Here is a 25423-nt window from a genome sequence, read left to right as displayed (position 1 = left end):
ACCATGACCGAGACGGTCGTGAGCACGTCCGAGGCACCAGCGCACCGGGAAGACCGCGAGGTCGGTGAGGTCCATGGAGTCCCTGAGGTCCGTGAGGTCCGTGAGGTCCGTGAGGTCCGGCTTCGGGCGCTGGACGGGCTGCGGCTGCTCGCCGCGCTGATGGTGGCGGTGTACCACTACGCGGGCCGCGGCGGCGACGTCACCCGGGCGTGGGGCAGCTCGCCGCGGCTCCAGTTCCCGACGCTGCACCAGTTCGCCGCCTACGGCTGCCTCGGCTTCCAGGTCTTCTTCGTGATCAGCGGGTTCGTGATCTGCATGAGCGGCTGGGGCCGGACCCTCCAGTCGTTCGTCGCGTCCCGGGTGTCCCGGCTGATGCCGGCGTACTGGGTCGCCGTCCTGCTCGTGACGGCGGTGTTCGCCCTGCCCTCGGTCGTCTACGAGGCCGTCGCGCCGAGCGACGCGCTGGTGAACCTGACCCTGCTCCAGCAGCCGCTGGGCGCGGACCGGGTGCTCGGCGTGTGCTGGACGCTGTGGGTGGAGATCCGCTTCTACGCGCTGTTCGCGGTGTGCGTCGTCCTGCCGGGGGCGAACCGCCGGCGGGTCGTGATGTTCTGCGCGGGCTGGACGCTGGCGGCGGCACTCGCGCAGGCGGCGCACGAGCCGCTGCTCGACCTGGTGCTGATGCCCGAGTACGCGGCGTTCTTCATCGGCGGCATCGGCCTCTATCTCGTCCACCGCGACCGCCGGGACGCCTACGCCTGGGCCATCGTCGTCGTCAGCTTCCTGATCGGCCAGCACTACGCGGTGCGCGACCTGTGGAACGCGTCGGACCCGGACGCCTTCGCCCACCGCACCACGCTCGGCATCGTCGGCGTGGTCGCCTTCGGCTTCGTGGCCGTGGCGGCGATCGCGCTCGGCCGGCTGAACCGCGACAACCGCCCGAACTGGCGCCGGCTGACGGTCGCCGGGGCCCTGACCTACCCCTTCTACCTGGTCCACGAGCATCTCGGCTGGGTGGTCATCCGCTCCCTGCACCGCGGCCTGCACCTGCCGTCGGCGGCGACCTTCGCCCTGACCCTCACGTCGATGCTGCTGCTGGCCTGGCTCCTGAACCGCTTCGTGGAGAAGCCGCTGACCCCCCGCCTACGGACGGCCCTGTCCCGCACCAAGTAAGGCTCACGACCCCCCGAAACGCACGGCGATCCCAGCCAGGACAAGCTCCAGCCCCTCCTCGAAGTGCCGGTCGTAGTCGGCGAAGATCTCCGCGCCCGCCCGTGCGGCCAGCGGGAAGTCACTCATCCGCCGGGCCCGTTCCGCGACGTCGTACCCCTCGCGCCGCTCGTCGGGCAGCGGCTCGACGCCCTGTTCCTCGGTGACGAAGCCGAGCGTGTAGAGGTACGTCGTCGCGGTCGCGCGGACCGCCTGGGCGAGGGTGAAACCGGCGGCCGTGAACAGGCGCAGGGTGTCCTCCATCTGCTCGGCGTGCTCGATCCCCGTGAAGCGCGAGCCGCTGAACACCTTCGCGCCGTCGCGGTAGCCGCGCAGCTCCCCGCGCAGGCCGTGGCTGGACTTGCGCAACCGCTCCTGCCAGGTGTCACCGGGGTCGAGAGCGGTCCCGGCGACCATGCGCCGGTACATCTCGGTCGCCATCTCGTCGAGCAGGGCCTGTTTGTCCTTGAAGTGCCAGTACAGGGCGGGTGCCTTGACGTCCAGCTCACGGGCGATGGCCCGCAGGCTCAGCCCGTCCAGACCGACGTCGTTCAGCAGCTTCAGGGCGGTGTCCGCGACCCGCTTGCGGTCGAGGGGCGCACGTCGTTCGGTACTCACACTTGACAGCTTAACGCCGTTAAGTCCACTGTCATGAGAGACGGAACTTAACGACGTTAAGGAGCGGCTGATGAATTCAGAGACAGACGTACTGATCGTCGGCGCGGGCCCCACCGGACTGACCCTCGGCATCGACCTGGCCCGGCGCGGTGTGCCGGCGCTGGTGGTGGAACGCGGCGAGACCCTCACCCCCGGCTCCCGAGGCAAGGGCCTCCAGCCGCGCACCCTGGAGGTCTACGAGGATCTCGGCGTCCTGGACGAGACCCTCGCCGCCGGCGGCCCGTACCCGGCGGGCATGATCTGGGCGGACGGCAGGCAGCGCGGCGAGCAGGCGATGTTCGACCCTGCGCGGGACGGCGAGGAGGGCTCCCGCTTCACCGCCCCCTGGATGGTCCCGCAGTGGCGCAACCAGGAGATCCTGCGGGCGCGGCTGGAAGAGCTGGGCGGCACGGTCGCCTTCGGCCGGGAGGTCGTACGCGTCGACCAGGACCCGGACGGCGTGACGGCGCACTTCGCCACCGGCGAGCCCGTCCGCGCGCGGTACGCCGTGGCGGCCGACGGTGGCCGCTCGACGATCCGCCGGGCGCTCGGCATCGCCATGACGGGCGAACCGGTCGACCCGAACCCACTCCTGGTGGCGGACGTACGAATCACCGGACTGCCCCGGACCTGGTGGCACATCTTCCCTACGACCGGCACCGACACCGGCACCGGATTCCTGGCGATCTGCCCCCTGGCGGGCACGGCGGACTTCCAGTTGGTGGCGCAGTTCCCGGAGGGCACGGACATCGACCTCTCCCTCGCGGGCGTCCGGAAGGTGGTCGCCGAGCGCACGCACCTCGCGCCCGAGGACGTCACCGAGGTCCGCTGGTCCTCGGACTTCCGCCCCCGCGCCGCCCTGGCGGACCGCTACCGCGCCGGCCGCGTCTTCCTCGCCGGCGACGCCGCCCACGTCCACTCCCCCGCCGGCGGCCAGGGCCTCAACACCGGCGTCCAGGACGCCTACAACCTGGGCTGGAAACTGGGCGCGGTACTGACGGGCCGGGCACCGAAAGCCCTGCTGGACACCTACGAGGAGGAGCGCCGCCCGGTGGCCGCGTACGTCCTCGGACTGTCGACGGCGATCCACCACCAGCGGGCCCGCCGCGGCCCGACCACCCGCCAACTGGGCCTGAACTACCGCGAGTCGTCACTCACCCAGGAAACAAGGCCGACCCCGGCCACCCTGCACACCGGCGACCGCGTCCCCGACCTGACAACCAACGGCACCCGCCTCTTCGACCACCTCAAGGGCCCGAACTGGACCGAACTAACCCTGGAGGACGACTTGTTCCTGATCCGCCCGGACGGCTACGTGGGCTGGGCAGGCAAGCCAGGAATGGCAACCGAGCTGCTGGAGGAGTACAAGGCACGCGTCGGCTTCTAACCGGCCCCTCAGGCGCTCGCCAACGTCAGCTTCACCGCGAAGCCGAGGAAGAGCGCCCCCGCGGCGGAGGTGGCGCCGGCCGCCAGGCGGGTGCGGCGGCGGAAGGCGCCCGCCAGGCGGGTGCCGCCGAATATCAGCGCGGTGAGATAGAGGAAGCTCGCGAGCTGCGCGAACGCGCCCAGTACGACGAACGAGACCGCTGGGTACGCGTACCCCGGGTCGACGAACTGCACGAAGAAGGCGACGAAGAACAGGATCGCCTTGGGGTTGAACAGGCTGATGACGAGGGCCCGCCGAAACGGCCGCTCCACAGCCCCGGCACCGGACCCGGCACCCGGCGTCTCCTCGGCACCGCCCCGCTCCCCGTGCTCACCCCGAGACCGCCACATCCCCCACGCGGCCCGCAGCATCCCGATCGCCAGCCAGGTCAGATAGCCGGCCCCCGCGTACTTCACGACCCCGAACAGCAGGGCGTTGCCCTGGAGCAGGGAGGCGACGCCGGCGGCGGACAGGGTCATCAGTACGGCGTCCCCGCACCACACTCCGGCCGCGGCGGTGTACCCGGCCCGTATCCCGCGCCGGGCGGCGACGGAGAGCACGTACAGCGAGTTGGGCCCGGGGAGCAGGACGATCAGGACGAGCCCTGCGAGATAGGTGGGGAGATCGATGACGCCGAACATGGAAACGAGTGTCGCACGGGGGTACGACAGTCAGTCGTCGCCGTCCAGGAGGGTGTCCACGGAGAGATCGAGGGCGACGCCGACGGACTCGGGGACGGGGACGTCCTGACCGCGCTTGAAACGCTGGGGTACGTCGTACTTCCCGTCGGTCGGGTTCTGGTAGACCAGCACTTCGTCGTGCTTCCGGTCGACCACGATGTAGACGGGGACCCCGGCCTCGGCGTAGCACTCGGCCTTGGGGCCGAGATCGTCGGACCAGTTCGAGGACGTCACTTCCACGACCAGGCGGAAGACGTTCGGGGCGTAGCAGTTCTTCTGGACCAGGGCGTCACGGAAGTCGTCGTCCACGACGGAGAAGTCGGGGATCGCGTAGTCCTCGGCCAGCGTGGGCAGCCACAGGCCGATGCCCTGGACGTACCTGAGCCCGGCTTTCCGGGCCCCAGCCCCCCCGAATGCTTCGACGAGCCAAGTCAACGACAGCGCATGCGAGCCGTCCGGTGGCGGTGTCACAGTGAGCCTCCCCTGGAGAATCTCCACGCGGTGCCCAGGCAGTGCACGGGAGAGCAGGTCGGCGGCTTCGCCCAACGTCAGCTCGTGTTGCAGTACAGCCACGGCTCCTCCTTTTCAGGGGTCACTCTTCATGAGCGTAACCGGGGGCGGGCGATTTCCGCCCCCGATCACCCGTACGGAGGAATTGCCCAGGTCAGAATATGTCCGACGGCTCATAGACCCCCCAAACCGCCCGCAACGCGTCGCACACCTCGCCCACCGTCGCCCGGGCCCGTAGGGCGGTCTTCATCGGGTACAGGACGTTGGCCTCGCCCTCCGCGGTCTTCTTCAGGGCGTCCAAGGCGGTGGTCACCGTCGGCTGGTGGCGTGTCGCGCGTAGGTCGGTGAGACGTTGTGTCTGGCGGGCCTCGATGGCCGGGTCCACGCGGAGCGGCTCGTACGGTTCCTCCGTGTCGAGGCGGTAGCGGTTGACGCCGACGACGACCCGCTCGCCTGAGTCGGTCTCGCGGGCGATCCGGTACGCGCTGTGCTCGATCTCGTTCTTCTGGAAGCCGTGCTCGATGGCCGCCACCGCGCCGCCGAGTTCCTCCACCTTCCGCATCAGCGCCAGGGCCGCCGCCTCGACCTCGTCGGTCAGCCGCTCCACCGCGTACGAACCGGCGAAGGGGTCGACGGTCGCCGTCACGTCCGTCTCGTGGGCGAGCACCTGCTGTGTGCGCAGGGCGAGGCGCGCGCTCTTGTCCGTGGGCAGCGCGATCGCCTCGTCGAAGGAGTTCGTGTGCAGGGACTGGGTGCCGCCGAGGACCGCCGCGAGACCCTGGACGGCGACCCGGACCAGGTTCACCTCCGGCTGCTGGGCCGTCAGTTGGACGCCCGCCGTCTGCGTGTGGAAGCGCAGCATCAGCGACCTGGGGTTTCGCGCGCCGAACTCGTCCCGCATCACCCGCGCCCACATCCGCCTGGCCGCACGGAACTTGGCGACCTCCTCGAGGATCGTCGTGCGCGCCACGAAGAAGAAGGACAGCCGGGGCGCGAAGTCGTCCACGTCCATCCCCGCCGCCACCGCCGTACGGACGTACTCGATGCCGTCCGCCAGCGTGAAGGCGATCTCCTGCGCGGGGGACGCGCCCGCCTCCGCCATGTGGTAGCCGGAGATCGAGATCGTGTTCCACCTCGGGATCTCGGCCCGGCAGTACTTGAAGATGTCGGCGGTCAGCCGCAGCGAGGGCTTCGGCGGGAAGATGTACGTCCCGCGCGCGATGTACTCCTTCAGGACGTCGTTCTGGATCGTGCCGGTCAACTCGCCCGCGCCGACGCCCTGTTCCTCGCCGACCAGTTGGTACATCAGCAGCAGCGGAGCGGCGGGCGCGTTGATCGTCATGGACGTCGACACCGTGCCCAGCGGGATCCCGCCGAACAGCGCCCGCATGTCCTCGACCGAGTCGACGGCGACGCCCACCTTGCCGACCTCGCCGTGCGCGATCGGGGCGTCGGAGTCGTGGCCCATCTGGGTGGGCAGGTCGAAGGCGACCGACAGTCCCGTCGTACCGTCGGCGATGAGCTGCTGGTAGCGGGCGTTGGACTCCGTCGCCGTACCGAAGCCCGCGTACTGGCGCATGGTCCAGGGCCGGCCGGTGTACATCGACGGGTGGACGCCCCGGGTGTACGGGTACGCGCCCGGCTCGCCCAGTTTCTCGGCCGGGTCCCAGCCCGCCAAATCCGCCGGCCCGTACACGGGCTGGATGGGCGGTCCGGACTCCGACTCACGTGCCATGGGTGTCATGCCTCCTGCCTCCCGCCGGGCGAACCTGTGGTCACGGTCCCGCTCACCACCATGCCGGTCCGTTCGCGAAGCGTCATCCGGGGGGAACATCTCAGGCATGCGGATGCGGAGATCGATCGCCGTCCCGGCCACTGCGGCGGCCCTGGTGGCAGCCCTGGTGGCGGTGTGCGGCGGCTGTAGCGTGCAGGCCCCCACGACGGACGGCACGAACGGGTACCTACGCCCGCCGGGCGGGAGCGTCACCCGGGCCACCACCGACGACCGGCCCAGCAGCCCCCCGGCGGCCGCCGTGCTGTGGTCCCGTGGCGACACCGGGCGCGCGGTCCGTGAGCTCCAGGCCCGGCTGCGGCAGGTCGCCTGGCTCTACGCCGGCCCCACGGGCGCGTACGACGGCCCCACCGAGGAGGCGGTCAAGGGCTTCCAGGGCAAGCGCGGGCTGCCGCGAACCGGGCAGGCGGACACCGTCACCTGGCAGCGGCTGCTGGCGATGACGCGTGAACCGGGCGAGTGGGAGCTGTATCTGATGGGTGGTCAGCCGGCCGCCGCGCCCGATCCCCGGTGTCTGACCGGGCGGGTGCTGTGCATCGACAAGACGACCCGGACCCTGCGCTGGATGATCGACGGCCGGACGGTGTCGACGGTCTCGGTCCGCTTCGGCTCGCAGTACACGCCGACCCGGGAGGGCGTGTTCCACGTCTACTGGAAGTCCCGCGACCACGTGTCGACGCTGTACCACTCGCGGATGCCGTACGCGATGTTCTTCAGCGGCGGGCAGGCGGTGCACTACTCGGCGGACTTCGCGGCCCGCGGCTACGCCGGCGCGTCGCACGGCTGCGTCAACGTCCGGGACGAGACGGCGATCGCGGATCTCTTCGCACAGGTGAGGAACGGCGACAAGGTCGTCGTGTCCTGGTAGCCGCCGATTCGGCGGTCGGAGCTCAAGGGCGCGGGCGGGACCGGGGGAACGTGTCCCGCCCGCGCCGAGCGCACGAGCCGTGGGTACGGGGGGAACCCCGGCTCAGTGCAAGGGCCGATGACCAGTCGGCTCACTTGTTACTGCGCCCCGGCCCCCGAAAACGTCACACCCGCCCCGAAAAAACTTCGGCGGGACCGAGTTGCAGGCCCCCGGGGGCTACGACACGCTGAGGGAAAAGGCTGGTCGGGCTCCTGTTGAACTCCCGCGAGGAGGCGGCGCATGGCTACGGTCTCGGCAACCCTGGCGAACAACGTGACTGTTCAACCGGTCGGCGGCACCAGTTCCACCGGGCTCGGAAGTTCCTTCAACGTCGGGAGCCTGGCTCCGGTGGAGGATCTGCCCCTGTCCAGCCCCGGTGCGCCGGGGCTGACCGTCGACATCCAGGTCGAGAACCCCAAGGGCACGGCCAACACACTGACGGCCACCGTGGAGGACACGTCGGGAAGCGGCGCGTTCATCGGACAGGGCACGATCACCTGGGCGGACGGGGACAGCGGCGTCGCCTGGATCGAGTTCACGAACTTCCCGCTCCAGGGGGACCAGGTGACCCCCACCGACCGCTGCAAGCTCACGCTTCAGACGTCGGGCGACGACGTCTCGGTTCGGTGGTTCACCATCTGACGCCTGACGACGTCTCAAGACGCCTGGCGGGGTCCTGGTGACGGGGTCCTAGTGACGGCGGTACCCGCCGCTGCTCCCTCCGGCTCCGGTTCCGGAGGCACCACCGTGACGTCCGCCTCGGTCACCGCCTCGGTCACCGCCTCGGTCACCGCCTCGGTCACCGCCGCTGTCGTCGTCGCTGTCGCCGCTGCCGCCCCGCCCGGACTGGCCGCCCTGGCCCGTCCCGGTGCCCCCGTCGGAGGTGTCTCTCCCGGAGCCGGTCCCCGAGCTGCTCCCGGAGTTCTTCCCGGTGCGGTCGTCGCCGCGGGAACGTCCGGGGAGGGTGGTGCCGTCGAGGACGCCCGCGCAGTACTTCGGTACGCGTTTCGAGCCGCCCGCCAGGTTGTCCAGGACGCGGCGGCGCTCCGTGTCCAGGGTCCGGCCGGCGCCCAGGGCGCGGCAGGACGAGGTCACGCCGGCCGGCCAGGTGCCGCTGGGGTCCGGGGAGGCGGAGGCACCGTCGTCCGCCTTCCTCTTCCCGGCCTCGCTGCCGGTGTCGCCGGTGCCGGTGTCCTCCGGTGCCGGCGAGGGTGTGTCGTCGCCCGAGGCGTCCGGCGCGGGGGAGACGAGCGGACGCTCGGGAAGCGCGGGCGCGGACACCGCGGGGGACACCGGTTCCGTGTCGTCGAACGGGGTCGGCAGCACCCCGGTACCGGCCGCGACCGCCACCCCGCCGACCATCCCGACGGCCAGCACGGCGGCCAGCCCGAGCTGCGCGGGCCGACTCCACCGGGGACGCCTCCCGGCCCCCGCCGACCCCCGGCCCCCGCCGATCCGCACGAGCCCGGCATCCACGACATGCGCCGCCCCCGAAGCGGGACGGACGGAGTCGACAGGAGCGGTGCGGTCCGCGTGGGCCTTGCGGAAGGCGGCCAGGGCGGCGGCCTCGCCGGGGAGTTCCTCGTCGGCGGGCAGGGGCTCGGCGGCGAGCGCGGCCAGCGCGCCCAGCGTCCTCGCGAGCCGCTCGGCCTGTTCGGCGGCGGCGCCGTCAACGACGTGTCCCGACCGACCGGGTCGGCCGGGTGATTCACCGCACAGCAGACGCTCCGCCGTCTCGCGGTCGAGCCATCTGTCCTGCTTGTCGGCCATCACATGTCCTTCTGCGTCCGCGTGCGCACATGCGTCACACCTGGGGACGTCACCGCGCGCGAGCGCGTTCCACGCTGCGGCGGCAGTGCGTCGAGCACGCCTGCCGTCTCCGGATCCTCGCCGAGCAGTTCGGCGAGCTTCTTCAGGCCGCGGTGCGCGGCCGTACGGACCGCGCCGGGCCGTTTGCCGAGCGTCTCGGCGGCCGTCTTGGCGTCCAGTCCCATGACCACCCGCAGTACGACGGCCTCGGCCTGGTCCTGCGGCAGCCGGGCGATGAGGTCGAGGGTGCGGCCGGTGGCCAGCGCCTCGATGGCCTCGCCCGCGGTGTCGGACTCGGCGGGCCGGCCGGTCAGCTCGGTCTCGTCGCCGCCGATCGCGGGACGCCGGCCGCGCATGCGTATCAGGTCCAGGGCGCGGTTGCGGGCGATCCGGGCGGCCCAGCCGCGGAAACGGTCCGCGTCCCCGCTGAAGCGTTCCAGGTCACGGGCGATCTGCAGCCAGGCCTCGGAGGTGACGTCCTCGGCGTCGAGATCGCCGACGAGTGTGCGTACGTACCCGAGCAGCCGCGGGTGCACCGTGCGGTACACGGTCCGGAACGCGGTCTCGTCCCCGTCCTGTGCCGCGAGCACCGCGGCTGTCAGCTCCGCGTCGTCCCCCACGTCGTGGTTCCTCGGTCGATGGTTCGCGGTTCGTGGACCGCAGGTCGTTGCGGTGGTCTGCCGCTTGGCCGCCCGGCGCGAAAGGCACGTTACGACCTGAAACCGTCGCTCGTCCATGTCCATAGGACATGCAACCGACTCGTGACGCACTCCGGTGTGACAGAAAGCGCACGCCCGGCGCTGTAGAGAATACGGGCCGCCGCGCGGCCCGTGCCGCGCGACGGCCGGGGCCTCTCCTGTGGGGGGTGGCGGCCCCGGCCGTTGCTTCGGTCCTCACCGCTCCCCCCTCACCCACGCCCACGAGCCCGTCGTGACACCACCGCGCGCAGGACCCGGCGGCCCTGTGTGGTGACCTCCAGCGCCCGGCGCAGGCCGCCCGTGCCGTGGGCGGCGAGGAGTTCCAGGACGGTGATCTGGTGGCGCAGTTCGGCGGCGACGAGCGGGGACATGCCCTCCGTACGGCCCTCGCGGCGGGCGTCGACCTCGGAGGCGTCCTTGATCGGGTCGAGGAGCCGGTGGATCTGGAGGGCGGCGACGGAACAGGCGTCCGCCCAGCGGCGGGCCTCGGCGGTGGAGCGGGCGGGCGGGGCGTCGGCCAGCATCCGGCGCGCCAGAAGCACCGCCGCGCCGTAGCTCCCCTGTCCCCCGGCGTCCCCCTCTTCCGTCTTTTCTCCCTCACCGGGCTCCAGCTTGTCGCGTGCCTGTTGGAGTAGTTCGGGCCAGGCGGCGGGGTCGGAGGTGTCCGTGAGGTTGCCCCACAGGGGGCGTAGGGCCTCGTCGTCGCCGTCGAGCAGGGATACACAGCGGTCCAAACAGGCCAAGGCGGCGGCAGTCAGTCCGCGTTCGTCGGCCTGTGCGATCAGTTCCACCAGGCTCATCCACGTCCCCCTCACCAGGGCGCCTACCTTACGGAGCCCGCACTTCCCCTTACTGCGTGCGACGGGCCAGGAGTGTCACAGGCAGCGTCTTGGGAAAGGTTTCAGCCAATTCCGGCGGCCGATCCAGCCGCTCCGGCCGTCGGTCCCTGCAACGCCTTCTCGTGTTGCATCCGGGTCAGCCGCAGCACGAAGGCGATCGCGAGAGCCGCGGCCAGGATGTCGAGCGCGTCCGCGAACATCACCTGGCCGGTGGCGGCATGGATCTCCTCGGCCGTGTCGGCCTTGCGGTACGCCTGCCAGCCCGCCCGGTCGGCGACGAGCGAGACGACCCACGCCGTCCACCAGGCGTTGACCGGGCCGTGCGGGCGGGGCGGGCCCCAGGGGGTGCCGGGGCTGCTGGCGTCCCAGATGTCCAGGGCGATCCGGCGCGGGTACCAGAAGTTCACGACCGGCGTGAACCACGCGCCGATCGTCCAACCGCGCGACTTGGCGTGCCCGTCCGGCCGGAACACCTCGGCGTTGACCCGCACCCGGTGGAACCAGCACAGGAACACGGCGGCGCAGCCGAGCAGCGCCGCCGACTGCGCGTACCCGGCGGAGTTGTAGAGCCGGTCCGCGTCGCCGGCCCGTTCCACCTCGCCGAGCGAGCCGGCGGCGAGGTCGCCCGTGACGTCGTACATGACGTAGTCGGCCCAGAGGGCGAACAGGTCGGCGGCGATGACCAGGCCGAGCAGCACGGCGGTGGCCTGCCCGAGCCCGACGGGCGAGCGCAGCCGGCCCGTGGCGGGCAGGGCGTTGTACTGGTGTGTCGACTGCATGAAAGTCCCCCGAGAGCGAAGAAAGCTCCCGGAACATACGGTTCACCGGTGCCGTGAGTCCACCGGAAATCAGCCCAGTTGGTTGGCCAGCGCCTTGAACTGGGTCCACGTCAGCGGTGGCGTCCCCGCGTCCCACAGTTTCTGGGCCGTCGCGTTCAGCGGCATCCGGATGCCCGCCGCGACCTGCGCCTGCGTCTGGGAGTTGGCGAGGTCGCACCACACGGCGAAGGAGCCGCCGAGGATCTGGGCGTCGTACCGCGCGCTCACCGGCGTCGTACCGCGCAGGACGCGCGGGGTCCACTGCTCGTAGATGCGCTTGCCGGTCGGGTAGACGAAGGTCTGCGGTTCGCCGAGGACGTAGTACAGGTACTCGTCGTTGTAGTTGAGCACCTTGCGCCCGGCGCTCAGGTACTCCACCGGCGTCCGCGCCCCGATCTCCTTGCCCGTCCAGTACGCGACGACGAGGTCGGAGGCGGGCTTGACCGACGTGTTCCGGAAGAAGCCGTCGTTCCACACGCGCATGGTGCGGTCGTGGGCGCGGACGGTGTCGGCGCGGTCGTCGAGCCACCCGGTGGCGAGGTCGGCGACGCCCGCGCCGGAGCCGTAGCGGGCCACGGCGGCGGAGGCGAGCTGCGGGAAGGAGGTGGCCGGGCTCGACACCGTCAGGGCCTGGTACTCGTCGCCGCCGAGGTGCCAGTACGCGCCGGGGAACAGGCCCGCGTACTCGTTCAGCAGGTCGTCGAGGAGGCTCGCGGAGGCGTCCTTGGAGATGTCGATCGCCCCGCGGGTCGCCACCCCGTTCACGTTGCGCAACTGGAGCTCGGGGTGGGCGGCGAGGACCGCGCCCAGGTGTCCCGGCGAGTCGATCTCGGGGACGACGGTGATGTGGCGGCTCGCCGCTAGGGCGACGATCTTCCTCACCTCGGCCTTGGTGAGGTGCTGCTGCGCGACGATCTCCGGGTGCGAGTCGGACTCGATCCGGAACGACTGGTCGTCGGAGAAGTGCAGCCCGAGCTGGTTGAACTTCAGATCGCCCAGCTCGCGCACCCGGTCCTCGATCCAGGACGGGCTGAAGTACTTGCGGGCGATGTCCAGCATGAACCCGCGCTGCGGCTTGGCCGGCGCGTCCTTCACGACACCCTCCGGCGCCGTGGCACCGCCGTGCACCTCCTGCTTGAGCGTGCGGGTCCCGTAGAACACGCCGGTGTCGGAGGGGCCGCTGATCGTGACACGTCCACCACGAACCGTCATGGCGTACGACTCGGGGTTCGCGCCGGAGCCGCGGTTCAGCGTCAGCCGCAGGTCACCGGCCTTCGCGTCGCCCTTGTTCCCCGCGTACGTCATGCCCAGCTCGCCCGCGATCAGTTGCCCCTCGTCGGCGAGGCTCGCGTCGTTCACGACCACCCGGTGTCCGGCGGCCGGACGCCAGCCCGGACCGCGCGCCGGGGTGTGGGAGCTGACCGAGGGGATGGTGCGGGGGGCGGTGGACAGGGCGTAGGAGCGGCTGGGCGTCGGGCTCGCGGCCTGCGCGGCGGCCTCGTCTGCGGCGATCCCGGCGGCGGCCTGCTGGGAGGCGACCGACCCGGCCGGCGTCCCGTCCGCGCCGTCGTCTCCCGACGAGGCCCACAGCCCCGTCCCGACGCCGAGCGCGGCGACCAGCCCGCCCGCCGTCAGCGCCCGCAGCACCACCTGCTGCTGCGGCTTCCTCTGCGGCGCCCGGCGCCGATGCCTGTGCCTGCTCACTCGGCCAACCGTACGACCCTCTCGCACCCTCGGCGCGCCGAAAACAGCACGTTGGTGTCTACGGCACATTCCGAAACTCTCTCGTTCGAGTGAAATTCGGGCATCGGTCGTACACCTGCTGACCACTCTCGATAACGTTGCCACCACATCCTTCACCGCATCCCCAGCCACCCCACGTGACGCGAGGATCCACGCTGCCTGCGCACCGCCCCTCCCACCTCTCCGGCTGCCTCGCCATACCGGCGCAGACCCGGACCTCGGTCACACCCGCGCTGGAGGGCTTCAACACCGCCCCCGCCGAAGAGGCCCACCACACCCTCCTCACCTGCCTCCGCAGCCTCCGCTGGGCGCGCCGTATCGCCGACCACCGCCCGTACCCGACCCTCGACGCCCTGCTGGCCGCGTCGGACGAGGCCGCGTACGACCTGACCTCGGCCGACCTGGCGGAGGCCCTGGCCGGCGAAACCCTCCCGCCGCTCCCCCCGGACGCCTACGGCGCGGCCCACATGGCCCTCAGCGCGGCCCAAGCCGCCTACGAGGCCCGCTTCGGCCACACCTTCGTCATCTGCCTCGACACCGTCCCGGCCGCCGAATCCCTGGACCACGTCCTGGCAGCCATCCGATCACGATTGACAAACGATCCAGAAGACGAACGGGTGACAGCAGCAGAAGAGCTACGACGCCTTGCAAGGCAACGGCTACTCCAGCTCCTTTAAGGGGCGCGGGGCTGTGACATTTGCGGCTCCGCCGCGGGGCGCGACCAGCCACAACGCGCCCGCACCCGGCGCATAACCGCACAACCCACCCCAGATGCCGCCGCCGCTCACCCAAACGCGTGCCACTTTGATCACACAGGTAGGCCCGGCTTAAGCCCAGCGCCAGCGCCTCGCTACGATGCTGGGGGCCGGTGGACCGTACCCGGCCGGGCCGAACCGACAGCACAAGCCGGCGGCCCCAATCCCCGCTCCCGGAGGGCTTCCGTGCCGGCTGGAACGCTGTACCGCGGCCGGGAAGGAATGTGGTCCTGGGTGGCTCATCGAGTCACCGGCGTCCTCATCTTCTTCTTCCTGTTCGTTCACGTGCTGGACACCGCGCTCGTGCGTGTCTCCCCCGAGGACTACGACAAGGTCGTAGCCACCTACAAGACCCCGATCGTCGCGCTGCTGGAGTACGGCCTCGTCGCCGCCATCCTCTTCCACGCGCTCAACGGTCTGCGCGTCATCGCCGTCGACTTCTGGTCGAAGGGCCCGCGCTACCAGAAGCAGATGCTCTGGAGCGTCGTGGGCCTGTGGCTCGTGCTGATGCTCGGGGCCATCTACCCCGTCCTCGGGCACGCCGCTCGTGAACTGTTCGGGAGCTGACACCGATGGCCACCACTGAAACCCCCGCTGCCGGCATCGGCCCCGTCGAGGGCGGCTCGCTCTACGACGTGGACAACCCGGCGCCCCTCATCGAGGCCCCGCGCCAGCGCACCCGGAAGACCCCGAAGTCCACCCGGGGCAACTTCGAGATGGCCGCGTGGCTGTTCATGCGGCTGTCCGGCGTCGTGCTGGTCGTGCTGGTCCTCGGCCACCTGCTGATCCAGCTCGTGCTGGACGGCGGCGTCTCGAAGATCGGCTTCGCCTTCGTGGCCGGCCGCTGGGCGTCCCCGTTCTGGCAGGTCTGGGACCTGCTGATGCTGTGGCTCGCGATGCTGCACGGGGCGAACGGCCTGCGTACGGTCATCAACGACTACGCGGAGCGCGCGAACACCCGGCTGTGGCTGAAGGGCCTGCTCTACACCGCCACGGTGTTCACCATCCTGCTGGGCACGCTGGTGATCTTCACCTTCGACCCGAACATCCGCTAGGCGCACGGGACCGAGGGACTGAGAGAGCCACTCATGAAGATCCACAAGTACGACACCGTCATCGTCGGCGCGGGCGGCGCCGGTATGCGCGCCGCGATCGAGTCGACGAAGCGCAGCCGCACCGCCGTGCTGACCAAGCTCTACCCCACCCGCTCCCACACGGGCGCGGCGCAGGGCGGCATGGCCGCCGCGCTCGCCAACGTGGAGGAGGACAACTGGGAGTGGCACACCTTCGACACGGTCAAGGGCGGTGACTACCTGGTCGACCAGGACGCCGCCGAGATCCTGGCGAAGGAGGCCATCGACTCCGTCCTCGACCTGGAGAAGATGGGCCTGCCGTTCAACCGGACGCCCGACGGGACGATCGACCAGCGCCGCTTCGGCGGGCACAGCCGCAACCACGGCGAGGCCCCGGTCCGCCGGTCCTGCTACGCGGCCGACCGCACCGGTCACATGATCCTCCAGACGCTGTACCAGAACTGCGTGAAGGAGGGCGTGGAGTTCTTCAACGAGTTCTACGTCCTCGACCAGCTCATCACCGAGGTCGACGGCGTCAAGCGGTCCGCCGGCGTCGTCGCGTACGAGCTGGCCACCGGCGAGATCCACGTCTTCCAGGCGAAGGCCGTGATCTACGCGTCCGGCGGCTGCGGCAAGTTCTTCAAGGTGACGTCGAACGCGCACACCCTGACCGGTGACGGCCAGGCGGCCGTGTACCGGCGCGGGCTGCCGCTGGAGGACATGGAGTTCTTCCAGTTCCACCCGACCGGCATCTGGCGCATGGGCATCCTGCTGACGGAGGGCGCCCGCGGTGAGGGCGGCATCCTGCGCAACAAGGACGGCGAGCGCTTCATGGAGAAGTACGCGCCGGTGATGAAGGACCTCGCGTCGCGTGACGTCGTGTCGCGGTCCATCTACACGGAGATCCGGGAGGGCCGCGGCTGCGGTCCCGAGGGCGACCACGTCTACCTCGACCTCACCCACCTCCCGCCGGAGCAGTTGGACGCCAAGCTGCCCGACATCACCGAGTTCGCGCGCACCTACCTGGGCATCGAGCCGTACACCGACCCGATCCCGATCCAGCCCACCGCGCACTACGCGATGGGCGGCATCCCGACGAACGTCGAGGGTGAGGTGCTGCTCGACAACACCACGGTCGTCCCGGGCCTGTACGCGGCCGGCGAGGTCGCGTGCGTGTCGGTGCACGGCGCGAACCGGCTGGGCACCAACAGCCTTCTGGACATCAACGTGTTCGGCAAGCGCGCGGGCATCGCCGCCGCCGAGTACTCCCAGAAGGCGGCGTACGTCGAGCTGCCGGAGAACCCCGCGCAGCAGGTGATCGACCAGGTGGAGCACCTGCGGTCGGCCACCGGCACCGAGCGGGTGGCGGAGCTGCGGCGCGAGTTGCAGGAGACCATGGACGCGAACGTCATGGTGTTCCGCACCGAGCAGACGATCAAGACGGCCGTCGAGAAGATCGCCGAGCTGCGCGAGCGCTACCGGAACGTCTCGATCCAGGACAAGGGCCGGCGGTTCAACACGGACCTGCTGGAGGCGATCGAGCTGGGCAACCTGCTCGACCTGGCCGAGGTCATGGCCGTGTCCGCGCTGGCCCGCAAGGAGTCCCGCGGCGGTCACTACCGCGAGGACTACCCCAACCGCGACGACGTCAACTTCATGCGCCACACCATGGCGTACCGCGAGGTCGGCGCCGACGGGACGGATTCCATCCGTCTCGACTACAAGCCGGTCGTCCAGACCCGCTACCAGCCGATGGAGCGTAAGTACTGATGGCAACCCCCGTTCTGGACAAGGTCGAGGCGGAGGCCGCGGCCTCCCCGTACATCACCGTCGCCTTCCGGATCCGCCGGTTCAACCCGGAGGTCTCGGCGGAGGCGGTCTGGGAAGACTTCCACCTGGAGATCGACCCCAAGGAGCGCGTCCTCGACGGTCTCCACAAGATCAAGTGGGACCTCGACGGCACGCTGACGTTCCGCCGTTCCTGCGCGCACGGCATCTGCGGCTCGGACGCGATGCGGATCAACGGCAAGAACCGCCTGGCGTGCAAGACGCTGATCAAGGACCTGAACCCCGAGAAGCCGATCACGGTCGAGCCCATCAAGGGTCTGACGGTCCTGAAGGACCTGGTCGTCGACATGGACCCGTTCTTCCAGGCGTACCGCGACGTCATGCCCTTCCTGATCACGAAGGACACGAACGAGCCGACCCGTGAACGCCTCCAGACGGCGGAGGACCGCGAGCGCTTCGACGACACGACGAAGTGCATCCTGTGCGCGGCCTGCACGTCCTCGTGCCCGGTCTTCTGGAACGACGGCCAGTACTTCGGTCCGGCCGCGATCGTCAACGCGCACCGCTTCATCTTCGACTCGCGTGACGACGCGGCCGAGCAGCGTCTGGAGATCCTGAACGACAAGGACGGCGTCTGGCGCTGCCGCACCACGTTCAACTGCACGGACGCCTGCCCGCGTGGCATCGAGGTCACGAAGGCGATCCAGGAGGTCAAGCGAGCGCTGATCACGCGTCGCTTCTGACCTCTCCCCTGTACGTCCCTGAGGGCCCCGTCTCCGAGTGGAGGCGGGGCCTTCTGGCGTGCGCCCAGGCCCGGACTCCAGCACCGTCGCCAACCCGCTGGTGGCACTGACGTTCCATCAGCGTGGCACCCGTGTTCGCCCCTTCGCTCCTGCCCGCCCCCTAGGTTGGCGAGCAGACCCGATTCCATCAAGTTGCGAGGAACGATGCTTCAATACAGGCAACCCATGCGGTTCGGTCGCGCAACGCGCACCGTTACCACAATGATCACAGTCCTGCTTCTGGCAATCGCCGCGTGCATTTCAGGTTCTGGTCCGGCGAAAGCCGACGTCCCGGCCTACAGGATCGCGCATGTCTGGTTGAATATTTCGGAACCCGGTGCCGGTGCCCAGTCTCAGTATCTCGGCTTCATGGACAGCATCCGAAGGGCTGCAGGACACCCATACAGGAACGGAATCTACCTGACGGGTTCCCAGTCGACCATAAATCTCATGCGGGTGGACTTGAACGCCGGCAACACTACGCTGAGGCTATGGATAACACCCGGCGACATGTATTTGCGCGGATTTACCACTCAGGCGGGTGCCACATATTACTTCAATGACTTCAACCTGCGGCAGCGCTTTTTCGAGCTCTCAGACAGTCCAGATGCAGGACTCTTGCCTCTGCCCCTCTCCAACGTGAATGAACTGCCCTTTGGTGGCAATTACATCTCACTGGAGGGAGCCACCAACAGGAACCGTTTGCACATGCCCATCTCCTTCAACGACCTCTGGAATTCACTGTTCAATCTGGCTTACGCGCAGGGCAGTACGTCAGGCCAAGACCTGGCCAGGTCTCTCCTGTTCATGATCCAGTACGTCTCGGAAGCGTCTCGCCTTACCGATTTGAACGGCACCATGTCTGCGATCATGCTCAACAGGGCCACCCACTATGCAGGCCTAACCGAAGCGCATGCGGAGGTGGAAAACCATTGGACTCAAATTTCCGAATTTTTGATCGCTTTCACGAATGGCTCAAATCCGCCACCGGTCGATTCCGGACCCCACGCCGGATGGGTCAGGAATATTAACGACGTACAAAGGTACGTGCTATTGGGGAAAAATCGGTAAATACGCCCAGCTATTCCTGGTGGCGGTATCAATGCTATTCGATACCGCCACCAGAAGCTTTTGAGCATGAGGATCCTTGCGAGCGGGTGCAGCTCGGCGAGATCGGCCTCGAGCAGGTGACCTGGCCTTGTCGAGGCGGCAGGCCGAGCCGGGGAGGCGGCGCCGGCCACCAGGCGCCGGTTGAACGTGTTCAAAAACAGCGCTACAGTCATCCCTGTCGGCGTTTTGAACGCGTTCAAGTGAACGCAAGCAGAGGTGGGGAACATGGACCGTACGGTGATCGCCTACGTCGTCTACCTGGTCGTCAGCATCGGTCTGACGGTCTGGGTGGCCCGGACTCTCAGCAGCAACGGGCGGGTGTTCCTCGCCGATGTGCTCCAGGGCAACGAGAAGCTCGCCGACGCCGTCAACCACCTGCTGGTGGTCGGCTTCTACCTCGTGAACCTCGGGTTCGTCGCCCTCTACCTCAGCGGCGACGACACCATCGAGGACACGCGGGGCATCTTCGAGGCCCTGTCGACCAAGCTGGGGGTGGTGCTGCTGGTGCTCGGCGCGATGCACCTGGCCAACGTGTACGTGCTCAGCCGGATCCGGCGGCGCGGGATCATGGAGCGGGAGCAGGTCCCGCCGGTCGCGCCGCAGGGCTGGGCCGGGGCCTGAGCACGATGACAGCCGAACCGGCCACCGCCGACCGGGACGCCCGCCGCGTCCCGGTCCGCCGGCTCACCGTCCTCTACGACGCCCAGTGCGCCCTGTGCCGCTTCCTGCGCACCCGGCTGGCGCGGCAGCCGCAGCTCGTGCCGCTGGAGTTCGTCCCGGCGGCCTCCGCCGAGGCCCGCGCCCGCTTCCCCGGCCTCGACCATCGCGCCACCCTCGACGAGATCACCGTCGTCGGCGACGCCGGGCAGGTCTACCAGGCCGCCGCCGCCTGGATCGTCGTCCTGTGGGCGCTGCGCGAGCACCGCCCGCTGTCGTACCGGCTCAGCACGCCCGCCGGGGCGAAGCTCGCGCGGGCCGCCGTGCTCGCCGCCGCCAAGTGGCGCGGCGGGCAGGGCGGCGGGCAGGGCGCAGCGGGCTGGGGCGGCGGCGTCTACCGGCGGGGCGACGGATGGTCGTACGACCCGCGCCAGGGGTGGAGCTACGCTCCGCCCACCTGTGCCGACGGCACCTGCTCCACTCGTTAGGCTCCTTCCGTGCCCGCGAACAACGACGGTCCAGCCGAGGCCGAACCCCCGACGTCCCCCTCTCCCGCGTCCAAGTCCGAGCAGACCCGGGCCCTGATCCTGGAGACGGCCATGCGGCTGTTCCAGGAGCGCGGTTACGACAAGACGACGATGCGGGCCATCGCCCAGGAGGCCGGGGTCTCGGTCGGCAACGCGTACTACTACTTCGCCGGCAAGGAACACCTGATCCAGGGCTTCTACGACCGGCTCGCGGCCGAGCACCGGGAGGCGGCGCGGGACATCCTGGCGCGGGAGACCAGCCTGGAGGCGCGGCTCGCGGGCGTGCTGCGCACCTGGCTGGACGTGGCGACGCCGTACCACGAGTTCGCGGTGCAGTTCTTCAAGACCGCCGCCGATCCGGACAGCCCGCTGAGCCCCTTCTCCACCGAGTCGGAGCACGCGCGCGTGGAGGCCATCGCCGTCCACAAGGAGGTGCTCGCGGGGTCGAAGGCGAAGGTGCCGGAGGAACTGCGGGAGGTGCTGCCCGAGTTGATGTGGCTCTCCCAGATGGGCCTGGTCATGTACTGGATCTACGACCGTACGGAGGGCCGCGAGCGCAGCTACCGGCTGGCCGGACGCGGCGCGCGCCTCACCGCGCGGGGCGTGGCGCTGGCCCGGTTCCGGGTGCTGCGGCCGCTCGTCCTGGAGGTCCACGACCTGTTCACGGACTTCCTGCCCGGCATGACCAACGCCCTGCCGGACCCCAAGAAGAAGGCCGCGCCTACTGATCCGCCGGCTTCTCCCCCGCCGTCCTCCCGCACGTAGCCTCTTCCGGCGGCGGGGCGTGGCCCGAGCGGCGGCCGCTCAGGCAGGTGACGACGAGCGGGGCGCCCTTGGCCGACTGGGTGACCTCGTAAAGGCCGATGCCGTGGCCGCGCCGGTCCGGGTGGCGGTCGTCGGCGTTGCGGAAGCTGATGTTCCCGGTGAAGACGTCGGTCAGCTCGACCGAGTGCAGGGCCGCCAGCACCGCGACGGCGCCGCCGTTGGCGCGGGCGTCGGACTGCTGGGCGGCCTCGTGCAGGGCGAACACGGCGTCGTAGGAGAGGGCGGCGAAGCCGTCGGTGAACAGGCCGTCGTTCCAGACGGGTTGGTGCTTCATGCCGAACACGCTCTTCGCGGCGCGGTACACGGACCCGGACTCGAGCGCCTCCCCGTACGTCAGGGAGGCGTAGCGCAGCGTGGTGCCCGCCGGGAACTCCATGCTCTTGTCCGTGAAGCGGATCTTCGTCATGTCGTCCCCGGACAGGACGGTCACCGGGTTCTTCGGCCCGCAGCCGTTGTGCAGCAGCGCCGACATCAGGGACTCGATGTCGGTCGACCGGCCGGCCAGATAGACGACGTGGATCTCGGCGTCGCAGATCTTCTGCGCGGCCCCGGTGAAGTCGCCGCCGCCGCCGTAGGTCGGGTACCTCTCCGTCTCCACCCGGAACTTCGCGCCGTCCAGCGCGGTGCGCGCGGACTCCGCCTGGTCGGCGCTGTAGGACGAGTCCGCGCCGCCCTCCTCGGTGGGCCGCAGGACGACGGCGCGCGCGTTCGCAGGCGTCGGCGGCGGCAGGGTGGCCACCAGGGCCGACGCCTGTTCGCTGTTGGTGGGGGCCAGGCTCACGTAGTTGTAGAACTCCTCGGCCAGGTGGGTGGCCGAGTTGGTGGTGGCGACGACCGGCAGGCCCGCCCTGCTCAGGGTGCGCAGCGCTGCCTCGCTGCTCTTCTCGTGGATGCCCATGCCGACCACGCCGACGACGCTGGGGTCCCGGCGGGCGTACTCGACGATCTTGTCGGCCATCTCCGCCTGGGCGGCCATGCCCTGCGCGCCGTTGGCGATCCGGACCCGCATCCGCAGCGCGTCGTGGGAGTCGTTGAAGTGGCGCTGGGCCAGATACACACCGGCGAGCTGGCGCAGCACGTCGTCCGCGCCCTCCGCCGTCGAGCGGGCCGTGAGCGCGCCCGCGAAGACGACGGTGATGTACGGCTGCCGGGTGTCCACGGCGTCGTTGGCCTCGGTGATCCGGTCCTGGAGGACCGCCAGGCCGATCCGCAGGCCGCCGCTGCCGAGCGTGGGGGCGTCGGCGGCGACCTTCAGCGGGTAGTCCGTGAACACGCCGACGCACTCGTCGTCCGGGGTGAGCACGAGGTCGCGGCTCAGCAAAGTCGCCGGATCGCCGCAGTAGTTGCGGTGCAGATAGCCGTAGTAGCCGCCTGCGGTGGTGGTGGCCAGGACGCAGGCGGCGACCAGGGTCCAGCGCGACCAGAGCAGCCAGGGGCTGCGCCGGACGCGGTAGGTGCTGCGTTCGTTGATCTCGGCGTCGGAGTCGTACCGCCTGAGGAGGGAGCCGGGCAGGGCCACCGGCAGCAGCCAGGGCAGGGCCGCGTCCATGCTCGGGGCCTGGCCGGTGCGCAGGCTGCGGGTCACCCACGCCTCGTACAGCAGGGCGGGCTCGCGGTAGCCGCCCCGCACGGGCAGCGGCAGCGGGGTGCGCTCGCGCAGGTCGGCCAGGTCCGCGTGGGCGACGCCGGCGACGACCAGCAGCGGATCCTGCTCGCTGCGCCGGCTGCGTACGTCGCTGATGGCCCGCAGGAAGGGCAGCGCGCCGTTGGCCCGGGTGGCGCGGGGGATCAGCAGCAGCGGGGGGACGGTGCGTTTGCGGTGCCGGAAGTCCCAGGCGGGGCGGTGGTTCTCGCGCAGGTCCTCCAGGAGGGCCAGGGTGCGCAGTTGGAGGCAGAACTGCCGGGCCGACTCCCGGGTACCGGACGCCTCCCCGGCGTCATCGGTCGCGGCGGCGGCGAGCAGTTGGCGGACCACGTCGGCGGCCCGTTCCTCCAGCGTGTCGCCGGACAGCCGGGGCCGCCACAGCGACCAGACCGGGGCGACGTCGGTGCTGCGCGTCACCGGGAACGTGGTGGTGGCGAACCAGCGGCAGCCCGAGCCCAGCCACAGCGGCGGCAGCCGACGCCGGATCAGATGCCCGGCCACGGGCAGCAGGATCGCCAGCGCCATGCCCGCGAGCGCCCACGCGCCGAGCTTGGAGGCGAGGACGCCGAGGACGGCGACGGCCGCCGCGCCCAGCACCGTCGCCGGGCTGAGGGTCGCGCCCAGGGTGCGCCAGAAGCCGTCCGACTCGCTGCGGGCGGGCTGCCAGCGGCGGCGCGCCAGCCGGGCCACGACGGCCCTCGGGTCCGGCGGCGGGGGCGGCGCCGGTGTCGCGTCGGTGTCGGCGGGCGGGGCGGGGGCCTGCTCCAGCGCCTGCGCGAGGGCCTGGTCGAGGGCCTGGTCCAGGGCGGCCATCAGCCGTGACCTGGGCATCCGGTACGGGCGGTACTGGCAGCGGTGGTGGTTCTCCCACGGGCCCTCGGCCACGTCCTTGACCAGCGCCGTCGTCGCCGCGTACGTCCGGTCGTCCAGGCGGGTGCCGTCGCCGGGCGGGCGGCCCGGCGGGGCGTCGGGACCGACGGGCGGGTCGACGCTGCGGCACAGCAGCCAGCGGGGTTTCTGGGCGCGGTGCACCAGCTCGATCAGCTCCCGCACCGCGCCGTCGTACTGCCCGTCCGACTCCTCCCGGGCCGCGTGCACGACGACCACGGGCATCGGGCCCCGCCGCCGCGCGTGCCCGTCGATCAGCTCGTCGCACACGGCCAGGACCAGCCCGCCGGCGGCGCTCGGCACCGAGTCCCGCCAGACTTCCTTCCCCCGCAGGCCCATGGGCCCCTCCCCCGGTCCGCCCCGGCCGCACGGTGCGACCGGGATCACGAGGGACCGTAGAACCGCGCCCGGTCCCCGGTGGCGGGATCCCCGCACCGGTCACCCGATCGGCGGACCGGCGCGAGGGCGTGCCCGGGGGTCAGTTCACGGCGTCCACATCTCCCTCCGCGAGTTCCACGTCGAACACCAGCGGATCGTCCGCGATCGTCACCTGCCGGGCGCGCGAGGCGTACGCGGGTGCCGTCGTCGACAGGAGGTACGTCCCCGGGGCCGGGACCGAGACGATGTAGGAGCCGTCCGCGAGGGAGGTGACGCGGTCCAGTGGACGGCCGCCCTTCGTCAGGAGGCTCACCGTGGCGCCCTCGACCGGGTCGCCGGTCGTGTCCCGTACGAAGCCGTGGACGACCGAGGCGGGACCCTCGCCGTCCGCGCCGACCGGCCCCGGTGCCGCCTCCTTCGGCTCGACCGCGAGATGCGGCAGCCGCTTCTCCAGCCCCGCCGGCAGCCACCAGTTGGAGTCGCCGAGGAGGTGCATCGCGGCCGGTACGAGGGCGGTGCGCAGGATGAACGCGTCCAGCGCGACCGCCGCCGCGAGGCCGACGCCCGCCATCGCCGCGCCCGAGTCGCCGCTGAGGACGAACGCGAGGAACACGCAGACCATGATCAGGGCGGCGGAGTTGATGACCCGGCCGGTCTCCGCCAGGCCGACCCGGACCGCTCGGGCGTTGTCCTTGGTGTGCACCCACTCCTCGTGCATCCGGCTGACCAGGAACACCTGGTAGTCCATCGACAGGCCGAAGAGCAGCGACAGCATGATGACCGGCAGGAAGGCGTTGATCGGGCCCTCCTTGCCGAGGCCGAGCAGGTCCAGGCCCCAGCCCCACTGGAAGACGGCGGTGAGGACGCCGAAGGAGGCCGCCGCCGCGATCAGGTTCATGACGGCCGCGGTGAGCGGTACGACCAGGGAGCGGAAGGCGACCATGAGGAGCAGGAAGCCGAGGCCGATGATGGTCGCGATGAACAGCGGGAGGCGGTCGCCGGTGACCGTCGCGAAGTCCTTGGAGACGGCCGTGACCCCGCCGACGTGCGCGCTGACCCCGGCCTTCGGGACGACGTCGTCGCGCAGCCGGTCGATCAGGGTGTCCGTCGCCTCGGACTGCGGTGAGGTGGTGGGGACCACCTGGATGATGGTGACGCCCTGCGCGGGCGGCAGCGCGGCGACCTGGGCGACGCCGGGGGTGGCCTTGATGCCCCGCACCAGCGCCGTGGTGTCGCCGTCGGCCGCGACCACCTGGAGGGGGCCGTTGAAGCCCGGTCCGAAGCCCTCGGCGAGCAGGTCGTAGGCCTTGCGGGTGGTGGTCGCAGCGTCGTCGTTGCCCTGGTCGGTGGCGCCGAGGCGGAGCGACAGCATGGGCAGGGCGAGGACGGCCATGACGACGAGCGCGAGCGCGGCGATCCGGCGGGGGCGGTGCTGCACGGTCACCGACCAGCGGGCCGTGAGGCTGCTCGCCCTCTCCGGCTCGGGGCCGGTCGCGGCCAGCCGCCTGCGCTGCTTGCGGCTGAGGACGCGCACGCCGAGGAAGCCGAGCAGGGCGGGCAGCAGGGTCGTCGCGGCGAGGACGCTCAGCACCACGGTCACGGACGTGCCGATGACGACGCCGTCCAGGAAGCGCAGGTTCGTCACCAGCATGCCGGCGAGCGCGATGCACACCGTGCCGCCCGCGAACAGCACAGCCCGGCCCGAGGTGTTGAGGGCGGTGACCGCCGACTCCTCGGGGTCCTCGCCGCGCAGGACGCCCTTGCGGTGCCGGGTGACGATGAACAGGGCGTAGTCGATGCCGACGCCGAGGCCGATCAGGGAGGAGAGCAGCGGGGCCAGGTCGGGGATGTCGGTGACGTGGCGTGGTCCGGGCCCACGACGGCGAGGTGAGCGTGCGGACCACGCC

General features: G+C 70.7%; 23 protein-coding genes and 1 pseudogene. 13 read left to right on the top strand and 11 right to left on the bottom strand.

Going from position 1 to position 25423, the window contains the following annotated elements:
- Positions 1-3: 3 nt before the first annotated feature.
- The gene (locus BMZ82_RS17605; RefSeq protein ID WP_093776774.1) at positions 4-1173 is read left to right on the top strand and encodes an acyltransferase family protein; all 1170 of its coding nucleotides are present in this window, start codon (positions 4-6) and stop codon (positions 1171-1173) included.
- A 3-nt stretch (positions 1174-1176) separates the two neighbouring features.
- Here the strand turns inward: BMZ82_RS17605 and BMZ82_RS17600 are convergent, their stop codons facing one another.
- Complete coding sequence (locus BMZ82_RS17600; protein WP_093776772.1) at positions 1177-1827, bottom strand: TetR/AcrR family transcriptional regulator C-terminal domain-containing protein; 651 nt, start codon at positions 1825-1827, stop codon at positions 1177-1179.
- 70 nt (positions 1828-1897) lie between these two features.
- Here BMZ82_RS17600 and BMZ82_RS17595 point away from each other — a divergent pair, with 70 nt between their 5' ends.
- The gene (locus tag BMZ82_RS17595; RefSeq protein ID WP_093776770.1) at positions 1898-3253 is read left to right on the top strand and encodes an FAD-dependent monooxygenase; all 1356 of its coding nucleotides are present in this window, start codon (positions 1898-1900) and stop codon (positions 3251-3253) included.
- Between the two features lie 8 nt (positions 3254-3261).
- On the opposite strand, the gene leuE is transcribed toward BMZ82_RS17595, so the two are convergent.
- The 3 genes from leuE to BMZ82_RS17580 all read right to left on the bottom strand — a co-directional run bounded on the left by leuE (position 3262) and on the right by BMZ82_RS17580 (position 6217).
- On the bottom strand, positions 3262-3933 hold the full coding sequence (leuE, locus tag BMZ82_RS17590) for a leucine efflux protein LeuE (protein WP_093776768.1): 672 nt from the start codon (positions 3931-3933) through the stop codon (positions 3262-3264).
- Between the two features lie 30 nt (positions 3934-3963).
- Positions 3964-4545, bottom strand: a complete 582-nt coding sequence (locus BMZ82_RS17585) for a Uma2 family endonuclease (RefSeq protein WP_093776766.1) — start codon at positions 4543-4545, stop codon at positions 3964-3966.
- A gap of 91 nt (positions 4546-4636) precedes the next feature.
- Positions 4637-6217 (bottom strand): acyl-CoA mutase large subunit family protein, encoded by a 1581-nt coding sequence (locus BMZ82_RS17580; RefSeq protein ID WP_093776764.1) that lies wholly within the window; start codon positions 6215-6217, stop codon positions 4637-4639.
- 106 nt (positions 6218-6323) lie between these two features.
- On the opposite strand from BMZ82_RS17580, the gene BMZ82_RS17575 reads away from it, so the two are divergent.
- A complete protein-coding gene (locus BMZ82_RS17575) occupies positions 6324-7142 on the top strand; it encodes a L,D-transpeptidase family protein (protein WP_093776762.1) in 819 nt (272 codons plus the stop codon).
- Between the two features lie 279 nt (positions 7143-7421).
- Positions 7422-7823, top strand: a complete 402-nt coding sequence (locus BMZ82_RS17570) for a hypothetical protein (protein ID WP_093776760.1) — start codon at positions 7422-7424, stop codon at positions 7821-7823.
- Between the two features lie 48 nt (positions 7824-7871).
- Here the strand turns inward: BMZ82_RS17570 and BMZ82_RS17565 are convergent, their stop codons facing one another.
- The 5 genes from BMZ82_RS17565 to BMZ82_RS17545 form a co-directional block, all read right to left on the bottom strand.
- Entirely contained in the window at positions 7872-8951 is a 1080-nt protein-coding gene (locus tag BMZ82_RS17565) for a hypothetical protein (protein WP_093776758.1), read from the bottom strand.
- Positions 8951-9610 carry an RNA polymerase sigma factor gene (locus tag BMZ82_RS17560; RefSeq protein ID WP_093776756.1) on the bottom strand — a complete coding sequence of 220 codons (660 nt, stop codon included), beginning with the start codon at positions 9608-9610 and terminating at the stop codon, positions 8951-8953. Before BMZ82_RS17560 ends, BMZ82_RS17565 begins: the two co-directional genes overlap by 1 nt.
- A gap of 287 nt (positions 9611-9897) precedes the next feature.
- A complete protein-coding gene (locus BMZ82_RS17555; RefSeq protein ID WP_093776754.1) occupies positions 9898-10488 on the bottom strand; it encodes a hypothetical protein in 591 nt (196 codons plus the stop codon).
- Positions 10489-10589: 101 nt separating this feature from the next.
- The gene (locus BMZ82_RS17550; protein ID WP_093776752.1) at positions 10590-11306 is read right to left on the bottom strand and encodes a DUF4328 domain-containing protein; all 717 of its coding nucleotides are present in this window, start codon (positions 11304-11306) and stop codon (positions 10590-10592) included.
- Positions 11307-11375: 69 nt separating this feature from the next.
- A complete protein-coding gene (locus tag BMZ82_RS17545) occupies positions 11376-12995 on the bottom strand; it encodes a beta-N-acetylhexosaminidase (protein WP_371271247.1) in 1620 nt (539 codons plus the stop codon).
- Between the two features lie 230 nt (positions 12996-13225).
- Between BMZ82_RS17545 and BMZ82_RS17540 the strand changes: the two genes are divergently transcribed.
- The 9 genes from BMZ82_RS17540 (at position 13226) to BMZ82_RS17500 (ending at position 20545) form a co-directional block, all read left to right on the top strand.
- Complete coding sequence (locus BMZ82_RS17540; RefSeq protein ID WP_093776748.1) at positions 13226-13765, top strand: 2-oxo-4-hydroxy-4-carboxy-5-ureidoimidazoline decarboxylase; 540 nt, start codon at positions 13226-13228, stop codon at positions 13763-13765.
- A gap of 18 nt (positions 13766-13783) precedes the next feature.
- Complete coding sequence (gene sdhC, locus BMZ82_RS17535) at positions 13784-14410, top strand: succinate dehydrogenase, cytochrome b556 subunit (protein WP_371271246.1); 627 nt, start codon at positions 13784-13786, stop codon at positions 14408-14410.
- A 5-nt stretch (positions 14411-14415) separates the two neighbouring features.
- Complete coding sequence (locus tag BMZ82_RS17530; protein ID WP_093776746.1) at positions 14416-14898, top strand: succinate dehydrogenase hydrophobic membrane anchor subunit; 483 nt, start codon at positions 14416-14418, stop codon at positions 14896-14898.
- A gap of 33 nt (positions 14899-14931) precedes the next feature.
- Positions 14932-16686, top strand: coding sequence for a succinate dehydrogenase flavoprotein subunit (gene sdhA, locus BMZ82_RS17525; protein WP_093776744.1), 1755 nt, complete (start codon positions 14932-14934; stop codon positions 16684-16686).
- Positions 16686-17447: a succinate dehydrogenase iron-sulfur subunit gene (locus tag BMZ82_RS17520; RefSeq protein WP_093776742.1), complete on the top strand. Its 762-nt coding sequence runs from the start codon at positions 16686-16688 to the stop codon at positions 17445-17447. Before sdhA ends, BMZ82_RS17520 begins: the two co-directional genes overlap by 1 nt.
- 261 nt (positions 17448-17708) lie before the next feature.
- Positions 17709-18557: a ribosome-inactivating family protein gene (locus BMZ82_RS17515; protein ID WP_177244531.1), complete on the top strand. Its 849-nt coding sequence runs from the start codon at positions 17709-17711 to the stop codon at positions 18555-18557.
- Positions 18558-18821: 264 nt separating this feature from the next.
- A complete protein-coding gene (locus tag BMZ82_RS17510) occupies positions 18822-19217 on the top strand; it encodes a hypothetical protein (protein WP_093776738.1) in 396 nt (131 codons plus the stop codon).
- A 5-nt stretch (positions 19218-19222) separates the two neighbouring features.
- A complete protein-coding gene (locus tag BMZ82_RS17505; protein ID WP_093776736.1) occupies positions 19223-19741 on the top strand; it encodes a thiol-disulfide oxidoreductase DCC family protein in 519 nt (172 codons plus the stop codon).
- 9 nt (positions 19742-19750) lie between these two features.
- The gene (locus BMZ82_RS17500; protein WP_093776734.1) at positions 19751-20545 is read left to right on the top strand and encodes a TetR/AcrR family transcriptional regulator; all 795 of its coding nucleotides are present in this window, start codon (positions 19751-19753) and stop codon (positions 20543-20545) included.
- On the opposite strand, the gene BMZ82_RS17495 is transcribed toward BMZ82_RS17500, so the two are convergent.
- Positions 20502-23477 (bottom strand): type 1 periplasmic-binding domain-containing protein, encoded by a 2976-nt coding sequence (locus tag BMZ82_RS17495; RefSeq protein WP_093776732.1) that lies wholly within the window; start codon positions 23475-23477, stop codon positions 20502-20504. The genes BMZ82_RS17500 and BMZ82_RS17495 overlap by 44 nt on opposite strands.
- 139 nt (positions 23478-23616) lie before the next feature.
- A pseudogene (locus tag BMZ82_RS17490) lies at positions 23617-25377 on the bottom strand (MMPL family transporter); the annotation flags it as partial.
- Positions 25378-25423 lie beyond the last annotated feature (46 nt).

The organism is Streptomyces sp. yr375 (genome assembly GCF_900110755.1).
Taxonomy (GTDB): Bacteria; Actinomycetota; Actinomycetes; order Streptomycetales; family Streptomycetaceae; genus Streptomyces.
The sequence above is the reverse complement of the archived record's forward strand: the minus strand, read 5'-3'. Positions and strand labels throughout refer to the sequence as shown.